The organism is Frankia sp. CgMI4 (genome assembly GCF_001756285.1).
In the GTDB taxonomy this organism is placed as follows: Bacteria; Actinomycetota; Actinomycetes; order Frankiales; family Frankiaceae; genus Frankia; species Frankia casuarinae.
Genome location: NZ_MAQZ01000080.1, coordinates 1 through 20,626, shown reverse-complemented (window position 1 = coordinate 20,626; position 20,626 = coordinate 1). Strand labels below are relative to the sequence as shown.

The 20,626-nt window shown below is 69.9% G+C and carries 11 protein-coding genes; 8 read left to right on the top strand and 3 right to left on the bottom strand.

What is annotated here, in order from left to right; genetic code table 11:
- Window positions 1-68 precede the first annotated feature (68 nt).
- From pglW to Manayef4_RS13860, 6 genes are read left to right on the top strand one after another with little or no spacing between them, the layout of a single operon-like run.
- Entirely contained in the window at window positions 69-4,289 is a 4,221-nt protein-coding gene (gene pglW / locus Manayef4_RS13885; protein ID WP_070131881.1) for a BREX system serine/threonine kinase PglW, read from the top strand.
- Window positions 4,286-8,005 (top strand): BREX-2 system adenine-specific DNA-methyltransferase PglX, encoded by a 3,720-nt coding sequence (gene pglX / locus Manayef4_RS13880; protein WP_070131880.1) that lies wholly within the window; start codon window positions 4,286-4,288, stop codon window positions 8,003-8,005. The genes pglW and pglX overlap by 4 nt, the downstream gene beginning before the upstream one ends.
- Window positions 8,002-11,685, top strand: coding sequence for a hypothetical protein (locus tag Manayef4_RS25020; RefSeq protein ID WP_070131879.1), 3,684 nt, complete (start codon window positions 8,002-8,004; stop codon window positions 11,683-11,685). The genes pglX and Manayef4_RS25020 overlap by 4 nt, the downstream gene beginning before the upstream one ends.
- The gene (pglZ, locus tag Manayef4_RS13870) at window positions 11,682-14,327 is read left to right on the top strand and encodes a BREX-2 system phosphatase PglZ (RefSeq protein ID WP_070131878.1); all 2,646 of its coding nucleotides are present in this window, start codon (window positions 11,682-11,684) and stop codon (window positions 14,325-14,327) included. Before Manayef4_RS25020 ends, pglZ begins: the two co-directional genes overlap by 4 nt.
- The gene (gene brxD, locus Manayef4_RS13865; protein WP_023841470.1) at window positions 14,324-15,652 is read left to right on the top strand and encodes a BREX system ATP-binding protein BrxD; all 1,329 of its coding nucleotides are present in this window, start codon (window positions 14,324-14,326) and stop codon (window positions 15,650-15,652) included. The genes pglZ and brxD overlap by 4 nt, the downstream gene beginning before the upstream one ends.
- Window positions 15,649-17,928, top strand: coding sequence for a DEAD/DEAH box helicase (locus Manayef4_RS13860; protein WP_254665648.1), 2,280 nt, complete (start codon window positions 15,649-15,651; stop codon window positions 17,926-17,928). Before brxD ends, Manayef4_RS13860 begins: the two co-directional genes overlap by 4 nt.
- Window positions 17,929-18,075: 147 nt before the next feature.
- On the opposite strand, the gene Manayef4_RS13855 is transcribed toward Manayef4_RS13860, so the two are convergent.
- Together Manayef4_RS13855 and Manayef4_RS13850 are read right to left on the bottom strand one after the other, a co-directional pair.
- Window positions 18,076-18,387: a MazF family transcriptional regulator gene (locus Manayef4_RS13855; RefSeq protein WP_011437344.1), complete on the bottom strand. Its 312-nt coding sequence runs from the start codon at window positions 18,385-18,387 to the stop codon at window positions 18,076-18,078.
- A complete protein-coding gene (locus tag Manayef4_RS13850; protein WP_070131877.1) occupies window positions 18,384-18,644 on the bottom strand; it encodes a toxin-antitoxin system HicB family antitoxin in 261 nt (86 codons plus the stop codon). The genes Manayef4_RS13855 and Manayef4_RS13850 overlap by 4 nt, the downstream gene beginning before the upstream one ends.
- Before the next feature lie 227 nt (window positions 18,645-18,871).
- Here Manayef4_RS13850 and Manayef4_RS13845 point away from each other — a divergent pair, with 227 nt between their 5' ends.
- Window positions 18,872-19,756, top strand: coding sequence for a pirin-like bicupin family protein (locus tag Manayef4_RS13845; protein ID WP_254665647.1), 885 nt, complete (start codon window positions 18,872-18,874; stop codon window positions 19,754-19,756).
- A 120-nt stretch (window positions 19,757-19,876) separates the two neighbouring features.
- Here the strand turns inward: Manayef4_RS13845 and Manayef4_RS13840 are convergent, their stop codons facing one another.
- Complete coding sequence (locus tag Manayef4_RS13840; protein WP_011437347.1) at window positions 19,877-20,077, bottom strand: integrase; 201 nt, start codon at window positions 20,075-20,077, stop codon at window positions 19,877-19,879.
- 95 nt (window positions 20,078-20,172) lie between these two features.
- Between Manayef4_RS13840 and tnpA the strand changes: the two genes are divergently transcribed.
- Window positions 20,173-20,595 carry an IS200/IS605 family transposase gene (tnpA, locus tag Manayef4_RS13835; protein WP_011437650.1) on the top strand — a complete coding sequence of 141 codons (423 nt, stop codon included), beginning with the start codon at window positions 20,173-20,175 and terminating at the stop codon, window positions 20,593-20,595.
- Window positions 20,596-20,626 lie beyond the last annotated feature (31 nt).

Genomic DNA, 20,626 nt, shown 5'->3' with positions numbered 1-20,626 from the left:
TACGATTCAAGATCTTTGGACTGTGCCGGTCCGGTTCCGGGCCCGGCCGCGCATCGGGGGAGGGCCCATTGGACGATGAGCGCTGGACGCAGTGCACACCGTCCGAGTACGCCTGGGAGCGTGCGGCCCTGTCCTATCTCAAGGYGCAGCTACCAAMCGGGGATCCCTACCGGGCTTGGGCGAACGCCGAGTTTCTCGGGTCCGACGGTTCCGTCAACGAGGTCGACCTGCTTCTCGTCCTGCCGGCGGGCATCGTCGTGCTGGAGATCAAGTCCTGGTCYGGTGTCCTCGTGGGAGACGCGGGCACCTGGCGTCAGAGCCACCGCGCCCCGGTCGACAACCCCGTCATCGGAGCAAACCGCAAGGCCCGCAAACTGAAGTCGCTGCTGGTTTCCCGGCCGGCGATGCGGGGCCGACGGGTGCCATGGGTGGAGGGCGCGGTATTCCTGAGCGACGCGCGGCTGGAGATCCGCCTTGTCCCAGAAGGCCGGGCGCACGTCTTCGGACGGCATGACCAGACCCAGCTGCCGAGTTTCCTGGACTTCGCGCGGCAGCCCGGCCGGGTGGACGGCGAGCTCAGTAATGCCCTGGCCCGGGCCGTCGACCAGGCCGGAATCCGCCCGTCCCAGCGGGCGCGGACCGTCGGCAGCCTTCGCCTGGAGCTGCCCGCCTTCCAGGAGGGCGTCGGCTGGCAGGACTTCCTCGCCCGCAACCAGCGGTTTCCCGACGACCGGCCGCGGCGGGTGCGGATCTATCTGGCCAGTGGTGTGGAGTCGGTGCACCAGCGTGACCAGCTCGTGCGGGCCGCCGAGCGGGAGTACCTCGCACTACGCGGCATCGACTATCCGGGGATCGCGGCGCCGATCGACTTCGTCGAGCACGATCTGGGCCCCGCGCTCGTCTTTCCCCACGATCCCGAGCTGATCCGGCTGGACCATTTCCTCCAAGAACACGAACGCGAGCTGTCCTTCGACGATCGGTTGGCACTGCTGCGCGTCCTTGCCGAGACCATGGCGTACGCCCACCGGCGGGTGCTGACGCACCGGGGCYTGAGCCCGCGATGCGTCTGGGTTCGGCGCCGGTCCGACCGCTTCGCCCTCCAGATCACGGACTGGCAGACGGCCTCCCGCGGCTCCGAATCGACGTCAGGGATACCGAGCACCACCGGCCCGGCCACGTCGACGGGGGGCTACGTCGAACTGGCCGACGACGCCGCCGCGGCCTACTTCGCACCCGAGTGGAGCTGGGGCACGGCGAAGGGGGTCACCCTCGACGTCTTCGGGGTCGGCGCCATCGCCTACCGGATCTTCACCGGGAAACCCCCCGCGGCCTCATCCGGGGAGCTCAGCCGACGTCTGTCCGAACACAACCGACTGTTACTCGCCGAACAGGTTGATGCCGTCTCCGAGGAGCTCAACGAGCTCGTCGCCCGGGCGACCGAGGCCGACCCGGAGCAACGCACCCGGGACATGGCCGCGTTCCTGCTCGATCTCGACCTGGTTCGGGAACGGCTGGCCGCCATCGCGGAGGAGGCACCGGTTGTCGTTGATCCCCTGGAGGCCGAGGCCGGCGCCGAACTGGAGGGCGGATTTTCGGTCCTCGGCCGGCTGGGCCGCGGCTCGACGGCGCTCGCTCTGCTCGTCGAGCGGGACGGCGGGCGCGCGGTTCTCAAGGTGTCGTTGGACCGAGACAGGGATCCGCGGTTGGTCGCCGAGGCCGAGACGCTGCGCACCCTCAGCGAGCATCCCGGTGTCGTGCAGCTGCTGAGCGACGGCGTGATCGACGTCGGCCCACGCCGGGCCCTGTTGATCACTTCAGCCGGGGAACGCACCCTCGCCCAGGAGCTGCGCGAGCGAGGCCGACTACAACCGGAATGGCTCCAGGGGTGGGGCGACGACCTGCTGGAGATCGTCCAGCACCTACAGCGGGCCGGGCTGGCGCATCGCGACATCAAGCCGGACAACCTCGGCGTCGCCGAACGTGGCGGCAGGGGCAAGAAGCGGCAGCTCGTCCTGTTCGACTTCTCCCTGGCGAAGGAGCCGTTGGAGGCCATCGAAGCCGGCACCCGCCCGTACCTCGACCCGTTCCTCGGCCGCGGCGAGCGCCGCCGATGGGATCAGGCTGCCGAGCGATACGCCGCGGCGGTGACGCTCTACGAGATGGCGACCGCACGCCGGCCCGAGTACGGAACCCATGGCGGGCATCCGAGTTTCGTCGACGCCGACGTGGCGATCGAACCCGAGCTGTTCGACCGGTCGTACGCGACCGGTCTCACCGAGTTCTTCCGCCGAGCGCTGCACCGGGACGTCAGACAGCGCTTCGACACCGCGGAGGACATGCGCCGCGCCTGGAACGCGATCCTGGCCGAACCGGCCAGCGTGGTCCCGCAGCCGCCCTCCGCGCGCATCAGCCGGGACACGCCCATCGGCGCCGCCGGTCTGTCCCGCCCGGTGCTGTCGGTGTTCGAACGGCTGTCGATCGATACGGTGGGCGGCGCGCTCGACCTGTCGCCCGCCCAGGTCGTCTGGCTGCCCGGCATCGGTACGAAGACCCGCCAGCAGTTGCGTGCGGACCTGGACCGGCTGGCCGGCCAGGTCACCTCCTCCCCGGCCGAGCGGCCCACCGAGCCGACGCTCCTCGACCGCGTCGCCGCCGGGCTCATCCCCCGCGCGACCGACCGGGCCGTCGCCGAAGCCCTGCTCGGCCTCGGCGAGCAGGGCGGCAACGCATGGACGAGCGTGCGCGACGCGGCCAAGGCCCTTGACCGCGAGCAACGTACCGTCCGGCAGGCGGTAGCCAGGTTCGAGCGGCATTGGCTGGCCCTCGACGGGATGCGAGAGTTGCGGGACACCATCGTCAAGGTCGTCGAGTCGGTCGGTGGGGTCGCCTCCGCCCGGCACTGCGCGGCGGCCCTGCTCGACTTTCRGGGCAGCACGGTGGAGGAACCGCTGCGCTCCCGGCTCGCCGAGGCCGTCGTACGCGCGGCGATCGATGCCGAGCTGGCCGACGACTCCCCCCGCGACGACACCACCCACGACACCACCCACGACGCCTCCGGCGGTTCCGAGATGGGTGGCGATCCACGGCTGGTGTACAGCCGAGAGCCCAACGGCATCCTCGTCGCAGCCGGCCCCGCGCGCGCCGGGGACGGGCCCTCCACCGCCGATCGGTTGGACTGGGCCTCCCGGCTCGGCGGCGCGGCCGACGACCTCGCCGGCGCGGACCCGCTGCCGGCTCCGGCTCGGGTCATCGAGACGTTGCGCGCCGTCCGCGCCCCCGGCGACACCGACCCCTCCCTGATCTTCCCCGAACGGCTCCTCGACGTCGCCATGATCGCCTCCGAGAACGCCGCGGTGACGCCGCGCCTGGAGGTCTACCCGCGAGGCCTCGACGCGGGACGGGCGCTGCGGCTGGCCGCCGGGGCGCTGTACGGCCGCACGGAGCTGACCCCCGAGCAGGTGGCCGAGCGGATCATCGTGCGGTTCCCGCACGCGGGCGCGCTGCCCGGCCGTCCCGAGCTGGACGCCCTGCTCGACGCGGCCGGGGTGCCGCTGTGCTGGGACGACGAGAAAAAGCGGTACGTGACCCGCCGCATCGAGGTGACCGGGCTCACCTCCCTGGTCACCTCCCGTGGAACCAGGCCGCGCTGGAGCACCGGCGCGGGCGCCGCCTGGACGACAATGGGATGGCGCCGGGTCTYCGACGAGGTGCTGGCCGCGGATGACCGGCTCACCCGTTCGCTGGTGGACGGCGGCTGGCTGGTGCTGTCGGTGCCGCCGCGGCGACTCGCCCGGGCCGAACGCTGCCTGGCCGCGCAGGATGTCACCGTTGTCGACGCGGAACAAGCCCTGCTCGCGGGGATGCGGGAGTTCTGCGCCCAGCACCGGGTGCAGTGGTCGATCGTCCTGGCGGCCGACGCCGCCGACCGATCGTCGCGCGACTGGGCCAACCTCTCAAGGGTCGCGCAGGCCGGGCTCGCCGGTGTGCGGGCCTCGATCGAGGCCGCGGGGCCGGCGGTGCTGATCACGAATGCGGGGGTGGTCGCCCGGTACGATCCGGCGCTGGTGGTACTGGATGAGCTGCGCGCATCGGTGCGGATGGCGACCGAGACATCACCGGTGCGTACGGTGTGGCTGCTCGTACCCTGGGCCGACGTGGACAAACAACCGTTGTTGGATGGTGGCGCTCCCGTGCCCCAGTTCGGCAACCAGGGCCTGGCGCTGTCCGAGGAGTGGATTGTCCGGCACGAGTCTCGGCTCGCCGACGGCGCTGAGGGAGGAGCAGCGTGATCGAGGCGAGACGCCTGTTGGCCGATCTCCAGCGGCAGGTCCGCGGCCTGGAGGCGGACCTGCGCGCGCGGGCCCGGTCGGACCGGGACGTCGACGATCGGCTGCACAAGCGGTACCAGGAGGCGAAGACCGGCTGTCGCACCGGCGTCGGCTACGAGACGTGGCTCGACCAGCAGCTCACCCAGGTGGCGGTCGGTTGGGTGCTGGCCTGCGTGTTCACCCGATTCTGCGAGGACAACACGCTGCTGGGACGTCCGATGCTGGCCGGCCCGGTCCGCCCCGAGCAGGAGGCCGACGAGACAGGCGAGGCCAGGGAACGGGTCGACGGGGTGGCCGAGGCCCGGGAATGGCAGACTTTCTACTTCCAGGCGGAGGACCACAAGAATGACTCCGACCTGGACTACCTGCGGGCGGCGGTCGCCCGGCTGGAGGYGTACGACGCAACCCGGGATCTGGTCAACCGGCACAACCCGCTGCACCTGGTGGACATCTCACCGGACGCGGCGACCGGCCTGCTGGAGTTCTGGCGGCGGATCGACCCGGAAACCGGCGCTCTCGTCCACGACTTCTCCGATCCGGCGTCCTCCACCCGCTTCCTCGGCGATCTGTACCAGGATCTTTCCGAACAGGCACGTAAGGACTACGCGCTGCTCCAGACCCCCGAGTTCGTCGAGGAGTTCATCCTCGGCCGGACCCTTGCCCCGGCGATCGACGAGTTCGGCCTCGCCGAGGTTCGGATGATCGACCCGGCCTGYGGCTCCGGGCACTTCCTGCTCGGCGCCTTCGACCTCCTGCTCGACCGGTGGCAGAAGCAGGAACATGGGATTGACGTCAAGGTCCACGTGGAGCGCGTACTCGGCCAGGTCCACGGTGTCGACATCAACCCGTTCGCGGCGGCGATCGCCCGGTTCCGCCTCGTCATCGCCGCACYGGCCGTCTGCGGGATCACCCGGCTCGTCGACGCCCCCGTCTGGCGCATCCGCATCGCCATCGGTGACTCCCTGCTGTGGGGCACCGAGGATCAGCAGGACGAACTCGACGGCGTCGCCACCCACGCCCTGACGGGTTCCACCGGTGAGGGTGAGTTCACCTACGAGTACGAGGACGCTCGCGAGCTGAAGGAGATCCTGGAAGCCCGCTACCACGCGGTTGTCGGCAACCCGCCGTACATCACGGTCAAGGACCGGGCCCCCAGCAACGCCTATCGGGTGCGCTGGAGCGCATGCCATCGCCAGTACGCGCTCAGCGTGCCGTTCGCGCAGCGGTTCTTCCGACTCGCGGTCAACGGCGGCTTCACCGGCCAGATCACCGCGAACTCCTTCATGAAGCGCGAGTTCGGCAAGAAACTCATCGAGGAGTTCTTCCCGAGCGTCGACCTCACCCTGCTCGTCGACACCAGCGGCGCCTACATCCCCGGCCACGGAACCCCGACCGTCCTCATCTTCGGCCGCCACCGCCGCCCCATCGGCGCACAGGTCCGGGCAGCACTCGGTGTCAGGGGCGAGCCCAGCGCACCGRCCGACCCGGCCAAAGGCCTCGTGTGGACACGAATAGTAGAGAACTTCGCGAATGCTGACCACACGGATGCGTATATCAGCACCCTCGGAATCAAGCGGATAGATCTTGCGAGGCATCCCTGGTCACTCGCTGGCGGTGGAGCGGCTCAGTTGCAAGCTCAGATAGACACAACCAGCGCGCGTCTACATAATCTCGGAGTTGACATCGGACGCACCGTCCAGCTCGGCGAAGATGACGCTTGGATACTTGCCCATAGTTCTCCGGCGGTGACCAGGTTTCAGGACAACATGGTCCCCCATGTTTTCGGCGAGCTAGTACGTGACTACACGATCGAACAACCTCCCATTGCAATTAATCCGTATGCCGACATAACCAAAGGAATCCCCCTTTTAAAAGATCAGGAAGTTGTACAAAATCTCCTCTGGCCAAACCGAACAATCCTGTCTGCTCGCACAATATTCGGTAGAAGTCTTGCCGAAAACGATCGACCATGGTATGCATATTTAGAAATATATGCAAACCGACTGCACACCCCGCTGGCGATCGCCTTTCCGTTCRTCTCGACCCACAACCACTTCACACTCGACCGAGGCGGCAAGATATTCAATCGTACCGCAACCGTTCTCAAGCTGCCCGAGGGAGCCACGGAGGAGAAACATCTGCGGCTGGTCGGGGTGCTGAACTCGTCGGCGGCGTRCTTCTGGCTCAAGCAGGTGAGCCAGCCGAAGTCCGGGAGTGGGATCGGACGCGGTATCCAGGACGAGGCATGGGAGAACCGCTACGAGTTCACCGGGACCAAGCTGAAGGAGTTTCCGCTGCCGGACGGGGCGCCACTGGTGTTGGCGACGCGGCTGGACGGGTTGGCTCAGGAGCTCCAGCGGGTCGCGCCGGCCGCGGTGGCCAGGGACGCTGTTCCGACCCGGGAGGCACTCGTGCACGCGCGGGCGGAGTGGGAGCGGATCCGGGCGGAGATGATCTCGGCGCAGGAGGAGCTGGACTGGGAGGTCTACGGTCTCTACGGGCTGCTCGGCGACGACGCGGACGGGTTGATCGGTTCGAGTGTGACGAAGCCGCCGCTGGCGCTTGGCGAACGGGCGTTCGAGATCGTGCTGGCGCGGCAGCACGATGCCGGCGAGACCGAGACGGAATGGTTCACCCGGCACCGCTCGACGCCGATCATCCAGCTGCCCGCGCACTGGCCGCAGGACTACCGGGCCCTCGTCGAGCGGCGGCTGGCGAAGATCGACGATGATCCGTACCTTCACCTCATCGAGCGGCCGGAATGCAAGCGGCGCTGGGCGAGCCGGCCGTGGGCGGAGATGGAGGCCGAGGCGTTGCGCGACTGGCTGCTCGACCGGCTGGAGGCCCGCGAACTGTGGCACCGACCGGAACCGACCCCGCGCACCGTCGCCCAGCTCGCCGACGAGCTGCGGACCGACGCCGAGTTCACCGCCGTCGCCAGGCTCTACGCCCGCGACACCGCTCTTGGTGACGTGGTCGCCGATCTCGTGCGCGACGAGCATGTACCGTTCCTCGCCGCCTGGCGGTACACCGACATGGGGCTGCGGGTCCGGGCGCAGTGGGAACGCACCTGGGATCTCCAGCGGGAGCAGGATGCCGAGGACGAGCGGATCCGGGCCGAGGAGGAGCGGCGTAAGGAGTCCGACGAGCCGCTGCCACCGGCCCCACCGCGTAAAATCATCGACATCAAGGTGCCGCCGAAGTACAAACAGACCGACTTCCGCGAGACGTCCTACTGGCGCAGCCGCGGGAAGCTGGACGTGCCCAAGGAGCGGTTCATCTCGTACCCGGATGCTTCCCGGGACGGGACCCTGCTGCTGGGCTGGGCCGGCTGGGATCATCTCCAGCAGGCGCAGGCGCTGGCCACCTATATCGCCGATCGGCGCGAGGTCGACGCCTGGGACGCCGAGAAAACCAAGCCGTTGCTCGCCGGGCTGCTGGAACTCCTGCCGTGGGTCGCGCAATGGCATTCGGAACTGGACCCGGAGTTCGGTATTCGGCCCGCGGACGCCTACACCGGCTTCCTCGACGAGCAGGTGCGCCAGCTCGGGCTGACCCGTGACGATCTCACCGGCTGGCTCCCCGCGGCCAGGAAGACGAGAACCACGGTGAAGAAKCCGGTGAAGAAGCCGGCGAATAAGCCCGCCACGACTCCGGCGAAGGCGGCCCGGTCATGACCCTGATCTCGGAACTCCTCGACATCCCCGAGGCCGTGTACCCGGGGGACTTCGTCCTCGACCTGTCCCGCGGCGTGACCCAGATCGATCGCACCCTGCGCGAGTATGTCGTCACCCCCGAGCTGGCCATCCGGTTCGGGGAGGCGCTGGGTCTGATCAAGAGCGCGCTCACCGACGGCAGTAGCAAGGCCGCCTACCTCGACGGCTCGTTCGGGTCCGGCAAGAGCCACTTCATGGCTGTGCTCGGCGCGCTGGCGCGGAACCACCCCGGGGCCCGGGCGATCGGCGAGCTCGCCCCTGTCATCACCGCATTCGACGGTGACGTCATCGGYAAGCAGTTCCTCGTCGTGCCGTATCACCTCGTCGGCAAGACGTCGCTGGAGGAGGCGGTCCTCGGCGGCTACCTGGCGCACGTCCGCGCGCTGCACCCGGACGCGCCGCTGCCCGCCGTCCTCATCGACAAGCCGCTGCTCGACACCGCGGTGGCGTTGCGCGGCCAACTCGGCGACCAGGCGTTCTTCGGCCTGCTCGGCGGCGGCGACCGGAGCTCGGCTGCCGACCCGCGCTGGGGCACGTTGAACCACGGGGCCTGGGACGCCGACCGGTTCGAGCAGGCACTGACCGCCGCTCCCGCCGCGCAGGAGCGCCGCGACCTGGTCGGCACCCTGGAGAAGGCGCTGGTCGGGTTCGCCGAGCTCGCCCGGGGCGCCGCCACCGGCTACGTCAACATCGACGACGGCCTGGCCGCGATCAGCCAGCATGCCGCCGGCCTCGGCTACGACGGGCTGATCCTCTTCCTCGACGAGCTCATCCTGTGGTTCGCCACCAGGATGGCCGATCACGCCTGGGTGGCGAACGAGGCTCCCAAGGTCGCCAAGCTCGTCGAGGCGGCCAACGCCGACCGACCGGTGCCGATCATCAGTTTCGTCGCCCGCCAGCGGGACCTGCGCGAGCTCGTCGGCACCAACCTGCCCGGCACCGAACATCTTGCCTTCGCCGACAGTCTCAAGTGGTGGGAGGGTCGGTTCGGCTCGATCAAGCTCTCCGACAACAACCTGCCGCTCATCATGTCGAAGCGGGTCCTGCGGCCGCGCAGCGATGCCACCCGGGCACAGATCGACACCTCGTTCGCCGCGATGGACCGGGTCCGAGCGGACATCCGGGCCGCGCTGATGACCGCCCACGCCGACCGGGCCGCGTTCCGGCTGACCTATCCGTTCAGCCCGGCATTCGTCGAGACGCTCGTCGCGCTGTCCGGGTTCCTCCAGCGGGAGCGGACCGCGCTGCGGGTCATGCAGCAGCTACTCGTTGACCAGCGGGACACCCTGCAGCTCGGCCAGCTCGTCCCCGTCTCCGACCTGTTCGACGCGCTCATCACGGATGCGTCGCCGATCAGCGGCGAGCTCGGCGGGCTGTGGCGCAACGCGCAGAAGGTCTACGGCGAGATCCGTCGGCTCATCCTGGAAAGCCACGGGCTGACCGAGGAAACCGTCACCGGGGTGGCCCCGAAACACGCCGTGTACATGGACGACCGGATCGCCAAGACCCTGGTGCTCGCCGCCCTGCTCCCCGAGGTCCCGTCGATGCGGGATCTCACCGCCCGCCGGATCGTGGCCCTCAACCACGGGTACATCCGGTCGATGGTGCCGGGTCAGGAGACGGGCGCGGTCACCCAGGTCGTCCGCAAATGGGCGGCCCGGCTCGGCGCGGTGCAGGTCAGCGGGGACGACGCAAGCCCGCTCCTGTCGGTGCGGCTCGAAGGCGTCGACATCGAGGGCATTCTGGAGAACGCCAAGGGGGCCGACTCGCCCGGCGACCGCCGGCTGACCGTGCGAACGCTGCTGTTCGACGCGCTCGGCGCCACGAAACCGGAGGGTATCGACCGCGCGACGATCGTCACCGCCACCTGGCGCGGCACCAAACGCAACGTCGAGCTCATCTACGGCTATCTTCGCGACCCCGGTGACGTGGGCGACAGCATGTTCACGCCCACCCACAACGGCTGGCGGCTCGCCCTCGACGTCCCCTTCGATCCGGACGACCACTCCCCGGCCGAGGCCCTCGACCGGGTCTCGCGGCTGCGGGACGCGCTCCCAGCGCGCACCCTCTGCTGGGTCCCGCGGCACTTCACCGCACACACCCAATGGAGCCTGGGCCGCTACCTGCGGCTGGAATACGCCGTCGGGCCGAGCTTCGACCAACTCGCCGGGCACCTGTCCGACAATGACCGGGCTATCGCCCACCAGCAGTTGACCGCGCAGCTCGACCAGCTGCGCAGCCAACTGACGAACGCGCTGCTGCAAGCCTATGGCCTCGTCACCCCGGACGAGACGGTCGTCGATCCCGCGCACGGCGGGATCGACATGTTCGTCAGCCTCGAACCGGGATTCACGCCCCGGGTCCCCGCCGGTGCMGCCCTGCGCCCCGCCTTCGAAAACCTGCTCGACCAGGCACTGAGCTGGGAGTTCCCGGCCCACCCCCACTTCGACGGCGAGGTGCGCCCGGGTGACCTGGCAAAAGTGCACGCCCAGGTGCGCCGGGCCATCGAACATCCCGAGCACCGGATCATGGTCGAATCCAGCGAGCGGCCCGTCATGCGGAAGGTGGCCAACCCGCTGGGGCTCGGCGAGCAGAGCGACCAGTACTTCGTCCTCGGCCACCACTGGGAACGGCACCTCGGCCGAAAGATCATCGAGGCCGAGGCGGCGGGCCGGCCGGTCACGGTCGGAGACCTGCGTGCCTGGCTGGACGAGCCGAAGCGGATGGGTCTGCCCCAGGAGATCGCGGACCTTGTTGTGCTGGTCTTCGCCGAGCAGACCAACCGCGRCATCCTCCACGGCCGGCCGCTCGACGTGAGCATCCCGCGCCCGCTGCCCGCGGACGCGCGCGTTGTCGCCGAGCCGCTACCCGATCGGGACACCTGGGAGGAGGCCCGCGGCCGGGCGCACGCCCTCTTCCTGATCACTGACATCACCGAACTGTGTACCGCGCGCAACGTCGCCTTGCTGGCCACTCGGGTACGATCAGCCGTCGCGGACCGGCTTCCGAAGGTTCGCGCGCTGCACGCGGCCCTCATCCGCCGAGGACCGACCGTGCTCCGGGACGGCACCGACCCGGCGACGGAACGAGTCCGGATCGCCCAGGGCGCGCTGCGTCTCTGTGCGGACCYGGCGACCATCACCGACAATCTGGCCCTGGTCGAGCGGCTCGCCGCCTTCGACCTCCCCGCGGTCCCGCTGCACACCGGTCGGAGCCTGACCACCGCCGCCGATCTCGACGCGGCCATCCGGGAGGTGGACTGGAACATCTTCACCACCGTGGCCGACTGGGGACCCGAGCATCCGCGGGGCGCGGAGGCAGCCGCGTTGGTGACCGAGCTCGCCGCGGTCTGGGCGGCCAACGAGTACGTCCAGCACCTCCAGCCGGCGCTCACCAAGGCGGACAGGAAGGCTCGCGGGTTGCTGCTGGAATGGAGCCGACGGGTCTCCCGCCCAGCGAGCAGAACCGGCACCATCAACCCGCCGGGCGTGGCGGCACCGGGCGTGGCGGCACCGGGCGGCGTGGCAACCAGCGGCGCCCGCGAGGTCGATCAGGACTCGGTTGCCGAGTTCACGTCCACGCTCGCGGCGCTCACCGCCCAGGGCTGGCGGATCAAAGTCACCTGGCAGGCCGTGCGGTGACCGTGGTAGCCGCGCCGGTCCTGGTCCGGGCGAAGGTGGCCGAGGTGCTCCGCCGAGACGAGAAGGCACGCGTCGTCGCCCTGGCCGCGGCGCCGGTGTGGCCGCACGACGAACGCCTGGAACTGCCCGGTGGCCGCGGCGTGGTGGTCCGGCCATGCGTGTCCACCCTCGCGATCCGCGACGAGCTGCAACAGGTCGACGATCTTCCTGCCGGGGAGGTACTCGTCCTGCTCACCGAGTACGAAACCGGCGAGCTGGGGACGAGCATCACTGCCCRGCTCGCCGGTCAGAAGATCCTGCCGCTTGATCGCTGGCAGCAGCTCACCAGCCTGTTTCGGGCACACGGCATCGATCCGGCCCTCGTCGACGAGCAGTGGGCGGTGAACGCGCTGCTCGCCACCCCCCCGCCGGACGGGTATCCCGCCGCGCGCAACGGCTACCTGGACCGGGCCACGGCATTGGCCACACTCGCCGAGACCCAGGCCGGRCTCACCCCGCTCGACCTCGACCTCGCGGGCCTGCTGCGATGGAGCCTCGACGCCGAACACCTCGCGCGGTGGCGCGCGTTGGACCCGGCGGTGCGTACCGGCATGAGCGGATGGCTTGCCGGCCGCGGCGGTCGAGGCGACGTGGTGGCCGCCGTTCTCCGGTGCTTCGCCGGGCCCTACGGTCCCGACGCCGTCGCCGTCGGACTGGTGCTCGCGGCTCTCAGCCATCCCGAGGTCCGGGACACGGCGCAGGTGCCGCGCACCATGCTGGAGACGCGGGTGGTCGACGGCGCTCTCGCCCCGTCCGTCGCCGCGGAATGGGGACGCGCGGCTGAAGGGCTGGTTCAGCGGCTGCTCGGCCAGGAGGGGCGGGCCGTGGCTGGCGGAATCCTGCGACGCGCCGAGGAGATCCTGGCCGGGCAGGGCGCCGCTGAGCTGTCTTATCCCAGCGCCGTCCTCGAATCCGGTCTCACCCAGCGCCTGCGGCACATTGGCTCGCAGGTCGCCGCGGTGCTGCGCAAGCGGCGGCCACGCGCCGAGGATCTGGGGCCGGTCGAACATGAGGTGGCGCGGCTGAACGCGCACGCGCTGGCCGCCGACCATGCCGAGCGGGTGAGTCGCGCCGAGATGGCCGTTCGGCTGCTGCGCTGGCTGGCCCAGGAGGCCGCGTCCGCCCGACCACCGGCGCCGAGCCTTGCCGAGGCGTCCCGTCGGCAGCAGGACCAGGACGCATGGGTCGACCTGGCCCGGGCGCGGGTGTGGGAGGGCGACGTCGATCAGGTGGTCGCCGCCGCCTACCGGACACTGTGCACGACGGTCGACGCCCGTCGCCGCGAACACGAACGGCGGTTCGCGAATCTGCTCGCCGACCACACCCGCACCGGGTCGACGCTGGGCGAGCTGCTGYCGGTGGAGGACGTGCTCGACCAGATCGTGGTGCCGCTGGCCGGCCGATGCCGGCTGCTGCTGCYCGTACTGGACGGGATGTCCACCGGGGTGGCGCGGGAGCTRCTCGCCGACCTGTCGACCCGGGGCTGGGTAGAACACACCCTCACCCCGGCCCGACCGGTGCTGGCCACCCTGCCGTCGGTCACCCGGACCTCGCGGACGAGCCTGCTGTGCGGGCGGCTCGTGGACGGCACGCAAAGCCAGGAGAAGGCATCCTTCGCCGAGCGGGRCTGGCCGCTGTTCCACAAGGGCGACCTCGCCGCGGCCGGTGCCGGCGAGGTGCTTGAGCCGCGCGTCGCGGACGCGATCAGGGGCGACGCCCCCGTGGTCGGCATCGTTGTGAACACCGTCGACGACACCCTGGACAAGGGTGGGCGCACCCCCTGGACCGCCGGCTCGGTCGATCGGCTGCTCGACCTGCTGGCCACCGCGGACGGATCGGGCCGGGCCGTCCTGCTGGTCAGCGACCACGGCCACGTCCATGAACGCGGCTCCCGGCTGGTTTCCGACGACAGCGGCGGCGCGCGGTGGCGATCCTCGGCGCGCCCGCCCGACGAGGACGAGGTCACGCTCATCGGCCCGCGGGTGCTGCTGGGCGGCGGCCGGATCGTCGCCGCCTGGAACGAACGGCTACGTTATACGGCCCTGCGCAACGGCTACCACGGCGGCGCCAGTGCCCAGGAGATCGTGATCCCGTTGGCGCTGCTGCGTCGGGTCGACCTCGACCTGCCCGGTTGGACTCCCTTGCACCATGCCGCGCCTCCCTGGTGGGTGGAGCCGATGGCCACGGGCACCACGCCGGCCACGGGCACCACGCCGGCCACGGGCACCACGCGGGCCGGACGTGCCGGCTCGGCCGCACAGCCGGACCTCGGTCTGTTCGACGAGTCCGAGGTGACGCCGCAACCGTGGGTGGATCGCGTGCTCGATACCGAGGTGATGCGGGCTCGGCTCGCCCGGATGCGTCGCGGGGCCATGCCCGCGGACCGGCTCGGGCTGCTCCTGCGGGCGCTCGACGCCCGTGGCGGCGCCGCCACGCGGGCCACGGTCGCCCGCGCGCTCGACGTGCCGGACGCGCGGATCGCCAGCCACCTCGCCGCGGCGCAGCGGGTGCTGAACATCGACGGCTACGAGGTGCTGCGGATCGATGGTGACACCGTGCGGCTGAACGCCGCGTTGCTGGCGACGCAGGCCGGTCTGACGTGACCATCTCCGAACAACGCCGACGGGAGGTGATCGACGCGCTTCGGCGCGGAACCGTGCCGCGGCAGGGCCTGGATGTGCTCGCGGTCGGTCTTGACCGCTTCACCACGGCGATCGAGGAGGATCTCGACCGGCTCGCCGGCGGACAGGCGACGTTCCGGGCGATCCGCGGCGAGTACGGCGCGGGAAAGACGTTCTTCACCCGCTGGCTCGCCGAGCGGGCCAAGGCCCGGGGGTTCGCCACCGCCGAGATCGCGATCTCCGAGAACGAGACCCCGCTGCACCGGCTCGAAACGGTCTACCGCCGGCTCGCCGAACGGCTCGCGACCGCCGAATTCGCGCCGAGCGCGCTGCGTCCCATCGTCGATTCCTGGTTCTTCGCGCTGGAGGAGGACGTTCTCGCCGGCGGCGAGGTCGTCGAGAATGAGCTGGCGCGCCGGGTCGACGAGTTGCTGGAACAGCGGCTGGCCGCCGTCGGGCGGGTCGCGCCGTCCTTCTCAGCCGCCCTACGGGCGTACCGGCGGGCGACCGCGGCCGGCGAAACCGCGGCCGCGGAGGGACTGATCGCTTGGCTGGGCGGGCAACCGCACGTGGCGGCGGCGGTGAAACGGGCCGGCGGTGTCCGGGGCGACCTCGATCACGACGGAGCGCTCGGCTTCCTGCAGGGGCTGCTCGCGGTGCTCACCGACAGCGGCCATGCCGGTCTCGTGGTCGTCCTCGACGAGGTCGAGACGCTGCAGCGGGTCCGGGGCGACATGCGTGACAAGGCGCTCAACGCGCTGCGCCAGCTCATCGACGACGTGGACGCTGGGCGATTCCCCGGGCTGATGCTCGTCATCACCGGCACTCCCGCGTTCTTCGACGGACCGCAGGGAGCGCAACGGCTCGCCCCGCTCGCGCAGCGGCTCCACGTCGACTTCCTCCCGGATCAAGCTTTCGATAACCCTCGGGCGGTGCAGCTGCGACTGCCCGGGTTCAACCGGGATTCCCTGCTGGAGCTCGGCGGCCGGATCCGGGAGCTGTACAGCTCCGGCCATGGTGATCCGGAGCGGTTCGCCACGGCAGTGGACGAAGGCTACCTGGCCGAGTTCGCGCAGGCCGTGGTCGGGCAGTTCGGCGGGCGAGTAGGCGTCGCGCCCCGCATCTTCGTGAAGAAACTCGTCGATGTGCTCGACCGCGTCGACCAGCATCCCGCCTTCGATCCCCGGCGTGCGTACGTCCCGCGGCTGTCCGCCACCGAGCTCACCGACACCGAACGTGCGGCGATGCCCAGCCCGCCACAACCGCCCCCGGCGGCATCGGTCGACGACATCGACCTACCGCTGTGATCTCCCGGACGTCCGGGGCCTCGGGGGCTTCCGGGGCTTCCGGGGCCTCGGGGGCTTCCGGGGCCCCGGGGGCTTCCGGGGCCCCGGGGGCTTCCGGGGCCCCGGGCTTCGCCGCCCTCGACCCGGCCGTCCAGTATCACGTCGTCAACAGTCTGCGGTGGCCTGCCCTGCGCCCGTTGCAGGAGGCGGCGATACGTCCGGTCCTCGACGGGCATGACGTGCTGCTGCTGGCACCGACCGCCGGTGGGAAAACCGAGGCGGTGGCGCTGCCCCTGCTGTCCCGGATGGYCGGGGAGAAATGGCGCGGGCTGTCGGTGCTGTATGTGTGTCCGCTGCGGGCGTTGCTGAACAACCTCGAACCGCGGCTGGCCGCGATGTGCGAATGGCTCGGCCGGCGGGCCGCCGTCTGGCATGGAGATGTCGCCGACTCGGTGCGCGGGCGGCTGGCCGTGGATCCGCCGGATCTTCTGCTGACCACCCCGGAGTCGATCGAGGCGATGCTCGTCTCCGCGCGCGTCGATCATCGATGGCTCTTAGCCGGCCTGCGGACGGTTGTCGTCGACGAGGTCCACGCCTTCGCCGGTGACGACCGCGGTTGGCATCTGCTGGGGGTGTTGGCCCGGTTACGCGGGCTCGCCAACCGGCCGGTACAGCGGATTGGTTTGTCCGCAACTGTCGGGAACCCGGACGTACTGCTCGACTGGCTCGCGGACGGATCCGCCCGGCCGCGCGCGGTCGTCCGGCCGAGTGACGTGACGGCCACCACGGACGTGACGGCCACCACGGACGTGACGGCCACCACGGACGCGACAGCCACCACGGAGGTCGGGATCGACTACGTGGGCTCCCTGCGTAACGCCGCCCTCGTGGTCGCCCGCCTTCATCAGGGGATGAAGAGGCTGGTCTTCTGCGATTCCCGCAGCCAGGTCGAGGAGTTGACGGTTGCGCTGCGTGACCTCGGGGTACGGACGTATGTATCCCACTCGTCCCTGTCACGGGATGACCGGCGGCAGGCCGAGGCCGCCTTCGCGACATCCACCAACTGCGTCATCGTCGCCACTTCCACCTTGGAGCTGGGGATCGACGTCGGTGACCTGGACCGCGTCATCCAGATCGGCGCCCCCGCCACGGTGATCTCCTTCCTGCAACGCCTCGGGCGGACCGGGCGGCGCCCCGGGACCCGACGCAACACGCTGTTCCTGGCAACGTCGCAGAACTCTCTGTGGCTCGCGGCGGCTATCACGCTGCTGTGGCAACGCGGATACGTCGAGCCGGTCGTCCCGCCCGTGCTTCCCCGTCACATCGTCGCCCAGCAGATCCTCGGACTGGCCCTGCAGGAAGRCCGCCTCGTCGACCGCGACGTCTGGCAGTGGCTCGGCGGGCTTGCCCGGACTCCGGGCGCGGTCGACGTACTGGCGCATCTGGCCAGCTCCGGGTTTGTCGTGCACACCGACGGGCTGGTATCGATCGGCCCGCGGGCGGAGAAGGAATACGGGCGACGCTACTTCCTCGACCTCACGTCAACCTTCGCCGGCGAATCGATGGTGCAGGTCTGGTGGGGACGTAGCCTGCTCGGCCAGCTGCCACCGATCGCGCTCGCGRCTCGACCGGAGCACGGACCGCGGGTGGTTCTTCTCGGCGGTCGTGCCTGGAAGGTGAATCATGTCGACTGGCGGAGAAGACGAGTCCAGGTCKAACCGAGCCGCTACCCAGGCTGGTCCCGGTGGAACGGCGGGGCCCGGGTCATGTCCTATCCGCTCGCCCAGGCTCACCTCGACGTCCTCGCCGGGCAAACGGCCGGCATCGAGATATCCCGGCGGGCCGCCGACGCGTTGGACAAGCTCCGCGCGCAGCATTCCTTTGTCAGTGTCAGTGTCAGTGACGAGCCGGGCGAACGCACCTACCTCACCCGCGACCCCGAGAAGCGGCCGATCTGGTGGACATTTGCCGGGTTCGCGGCCAATTCGGCCCTCGCCTCGGGGCTCGGCGAGCTGGTTGACGCTGACGCGCCGGTCGGCGATCTCAGGCTGCGGCTTCGCCCGCACGTCAACTCCGCCGCGCTACGGACAATGCTCGATGTTCGACGTGACGACCTCGTTGACGCTCTTCCGGCCATCGATGTCGAGGCTGCCGATGGGCTCAAGTTCTCCGCGGCGATTCCCCTCGAACTCGCGATCGAGACGCTAGCCGCACGCCTCACCGATCCATCCGCCGTCCACGCGACGCTGAAGGCAATCATCCGGGAGGAGACTGCGCCTCCGCCTGGGGGATGGTAGCCGTGAACGGATTGATCGCGGCGGCGATGACGTCGGCCGACATCCAAGCCGGACGCCGACGCCGGGCTGGAGCGCATCGAGGAAGTGACCCGCCGCTTGCCCCACCGCTGCTTTCGCCTTCGACCAGTTCGGGCCGTTGCCGTAAGGTCAACGTTCGGGCGTGGCCAAGATCTTGAACAACATGGTGTTGGCGGTGGTGAGCGTCTGGGCGTCGACCCGGCGCAGGCATTCACCCAGGGCGGCCTTGGCCACGAACGTGACCAGGCCCATCACGGCCCACTGCCCCTCCCCCAGGTCGACGCAGAACCCCTCGTCGGTGGCGTGCTCCACGACCAGGGCGACCAGCACGGTCGGCTCGTCGGCGATCTCGTTGTAGACCGTGGAGCTGAGGATCAGCACCGCCTGCGGCGCCGGCCCGATGCCCGCGGTCCAGATCTCACCGCGCCGCGGTGGCCTCACCCGGCGGCGTCGGCGAGATTGGGCAGCCCCGACACCGCGAGAGCCCGCTGGTTGGCCTCCCCGAAGGCGAGGGCCGCGCCGGCCACCGCCGGGTCGGCCCGCACCCAGGCCCCGTGCGCGGCGCAGCGCCGACGTATGTCCTCGGCGTCAAGCACGCCCTCGACCCAGGCGTTCATCGAGGTGTGCTCGGCCTCGGCGTACCGCTTGACCGCCTCGTAGGCCTCGTCCGAGAGCCGGAGCGTGATCGTGCGCGACATGCGCAACATGCTAGCAAGATCTGACAGCGGTATCCGCCGCAGCGTGGAACGCATGGTCGCACCATCCGGCCACCAAAATCGACAGATTATATGCCTATTTATGTGATTCCGTTGCTCTAGCCGGCGGGTCATCTGCCTGGGCGGRACGCGGGCCGTGGAATGTCCGTGGCCCCGACGACGCTGGACTGCGCAGGCATTGTCCTGCCTACCGTGAAGGAGGGTTCACCATGAGCGCCACGCCGTCCTCCCCTGGGTCGTCCACCCCACCGRCCGCGGTCCCACCGGCCGCCACCCTTTCTACCGCGGGCCCGTCTTCCGCCGCACCCTCCTCCGCGGGCCTGCGCCCACAGCCCCGGATCGACATTCGCCGGGCKGACGACAGAGCGGCGACGCACGTCGGCTGGCTCGACTCCCACCACTCCTTCTCGTTCGGCCATCACTACGATCCGTCAAACACCCACCACGGTCTGCTGCTGGTGAACAACGACGACACGGTCGCTGCCGGGACCGGGTTCGAGACCCATCCGCACCGGGACATGGAGATCGTCACCTGGGTCCTGCGCGGATCGCTCGTGCACCAGGACTCCACCGGCCACTCCGGCGTCATCTACCCGGGACTCGCGCAGCGGATGAGCGCCGGTCGCGGGATCCTGCACTCGGAGAAGAACGACTCCTGGCGTCTCGACGGCGGCGGGGAGCCGCATGACGAGCCGGTGCATTTCGTCCAGATGTGGGTCGCGCCGGACCGTCGGGGCATCGACCCCGGCTACGAGCAGCTGGAGATCGACGACGAGCTGCTACGCGGCGGCCTGGTACCGGTAGCGTCCGGGATGGCCAGGCACCGCGGGCAGAGCGCGATCACGATCAGAAACCGGTTCGCGGCCCTRTGCGCCGCCCGGCTCAGCCCTGGTCGGGACGTCACGCTTCCCGAGGCTCCCTACCTGCACCTGTTCGTGACGCAGGGCGAGGTGACGCTGGAGGGGACGGGTGTGCTGCGCGCCGGGGACGCGGTCCGGTTCACCGCAACCGGCGGTCAGCGGGTCAGCGCCTCGGCTCCCGCTGAGATCCTGGTCTGGGAAATGCATAAAGCGATCGAGGATTTTTTGGGATAGCAAACTTATTGCTGGTGAGGGCGTGTCTCCGCTGGTGGGAGGGCATTTTCGCATCCTTTCAAGACGTGCGATCAGCGGCGGTGACCGGCGGCGGTCTGTGTCTGAGACGTGCCCGAAGGATCATGCGCTGTCGGCCGACAGGGCAGCCGCGATACGGGCCCGGCAAATCTCCTCGTCCCCGTCGATGCACTGGGCGTAGATCGTCAGCAGCATCTGAACCGTGTGGCCCGCCCACTGAGCGACCCGCGTCGGCGGGACACCCGCCGCCAGCCAGCCGGACAGGCAGGCGTGACGCAGCGAGTAGGTAGTCTGAGCAACCATCAATGACCTCCGGAGGGGACTGTCGCCTTCAGGCGACAGGGGAATCCGGCACGGACCGCAACGGTTATACCGGCCACGCTGGTATAATCAACGGCATGTCMCGGACGGTGCAGGTCGGCGCGGGTGGCGCCTATGACCTCGGTTACCACGTCGTGTGGTGCCCGAAGTACCGCCGTGCTGTCCTCGTCGGTCCGGTCCGAGACCGGCTTGACGGGCTGATCCGCGAGAAGTGCGCCGAGCATGACTGGCTGATCGTCGCGCTGGAGATCGAGCCCGACCACGTGCACCTGTTCGTGAAAGCTCATCCGAAGCACGCCCCGTCGTACATCGCCAACCAGCTCAAAGGCTTCACGTCCCACGTGCTACGCGGCGAGTTCGCGCACCTGCGCTCCCGGCTGCCCACGCTCTGGTCCCGGTCGTACTTCGTTGCCACCGTCGGCGCGGTGTCCGCCGAGACGGTCCGCCGGTACATCGATACGCAGAACGAGCGGCCGTGGCGCACGGGGGTGCCACGTTGAGACGGTCGTACAAGTTCCTGCTCCGCCCGAC

Bases quoted from the DNA above. Each gene is read 5' to 3' on its own strand.
- Manayef4_RS13840 (WP_011437347.1), bottom strand. From the start codon at position 20,077: ATGGTTGCTCAGACTACCTACTCGCTGCGTCACGCCTGCCTGTCCGGC.
- Manayef4_RS13850 (WP_070131877.1), bottom strand. From the start codon at position 18,644: ATGTCGCGCACGATCACGCTCCGGCTCTCGGACGAGGCCTACGAGGCG.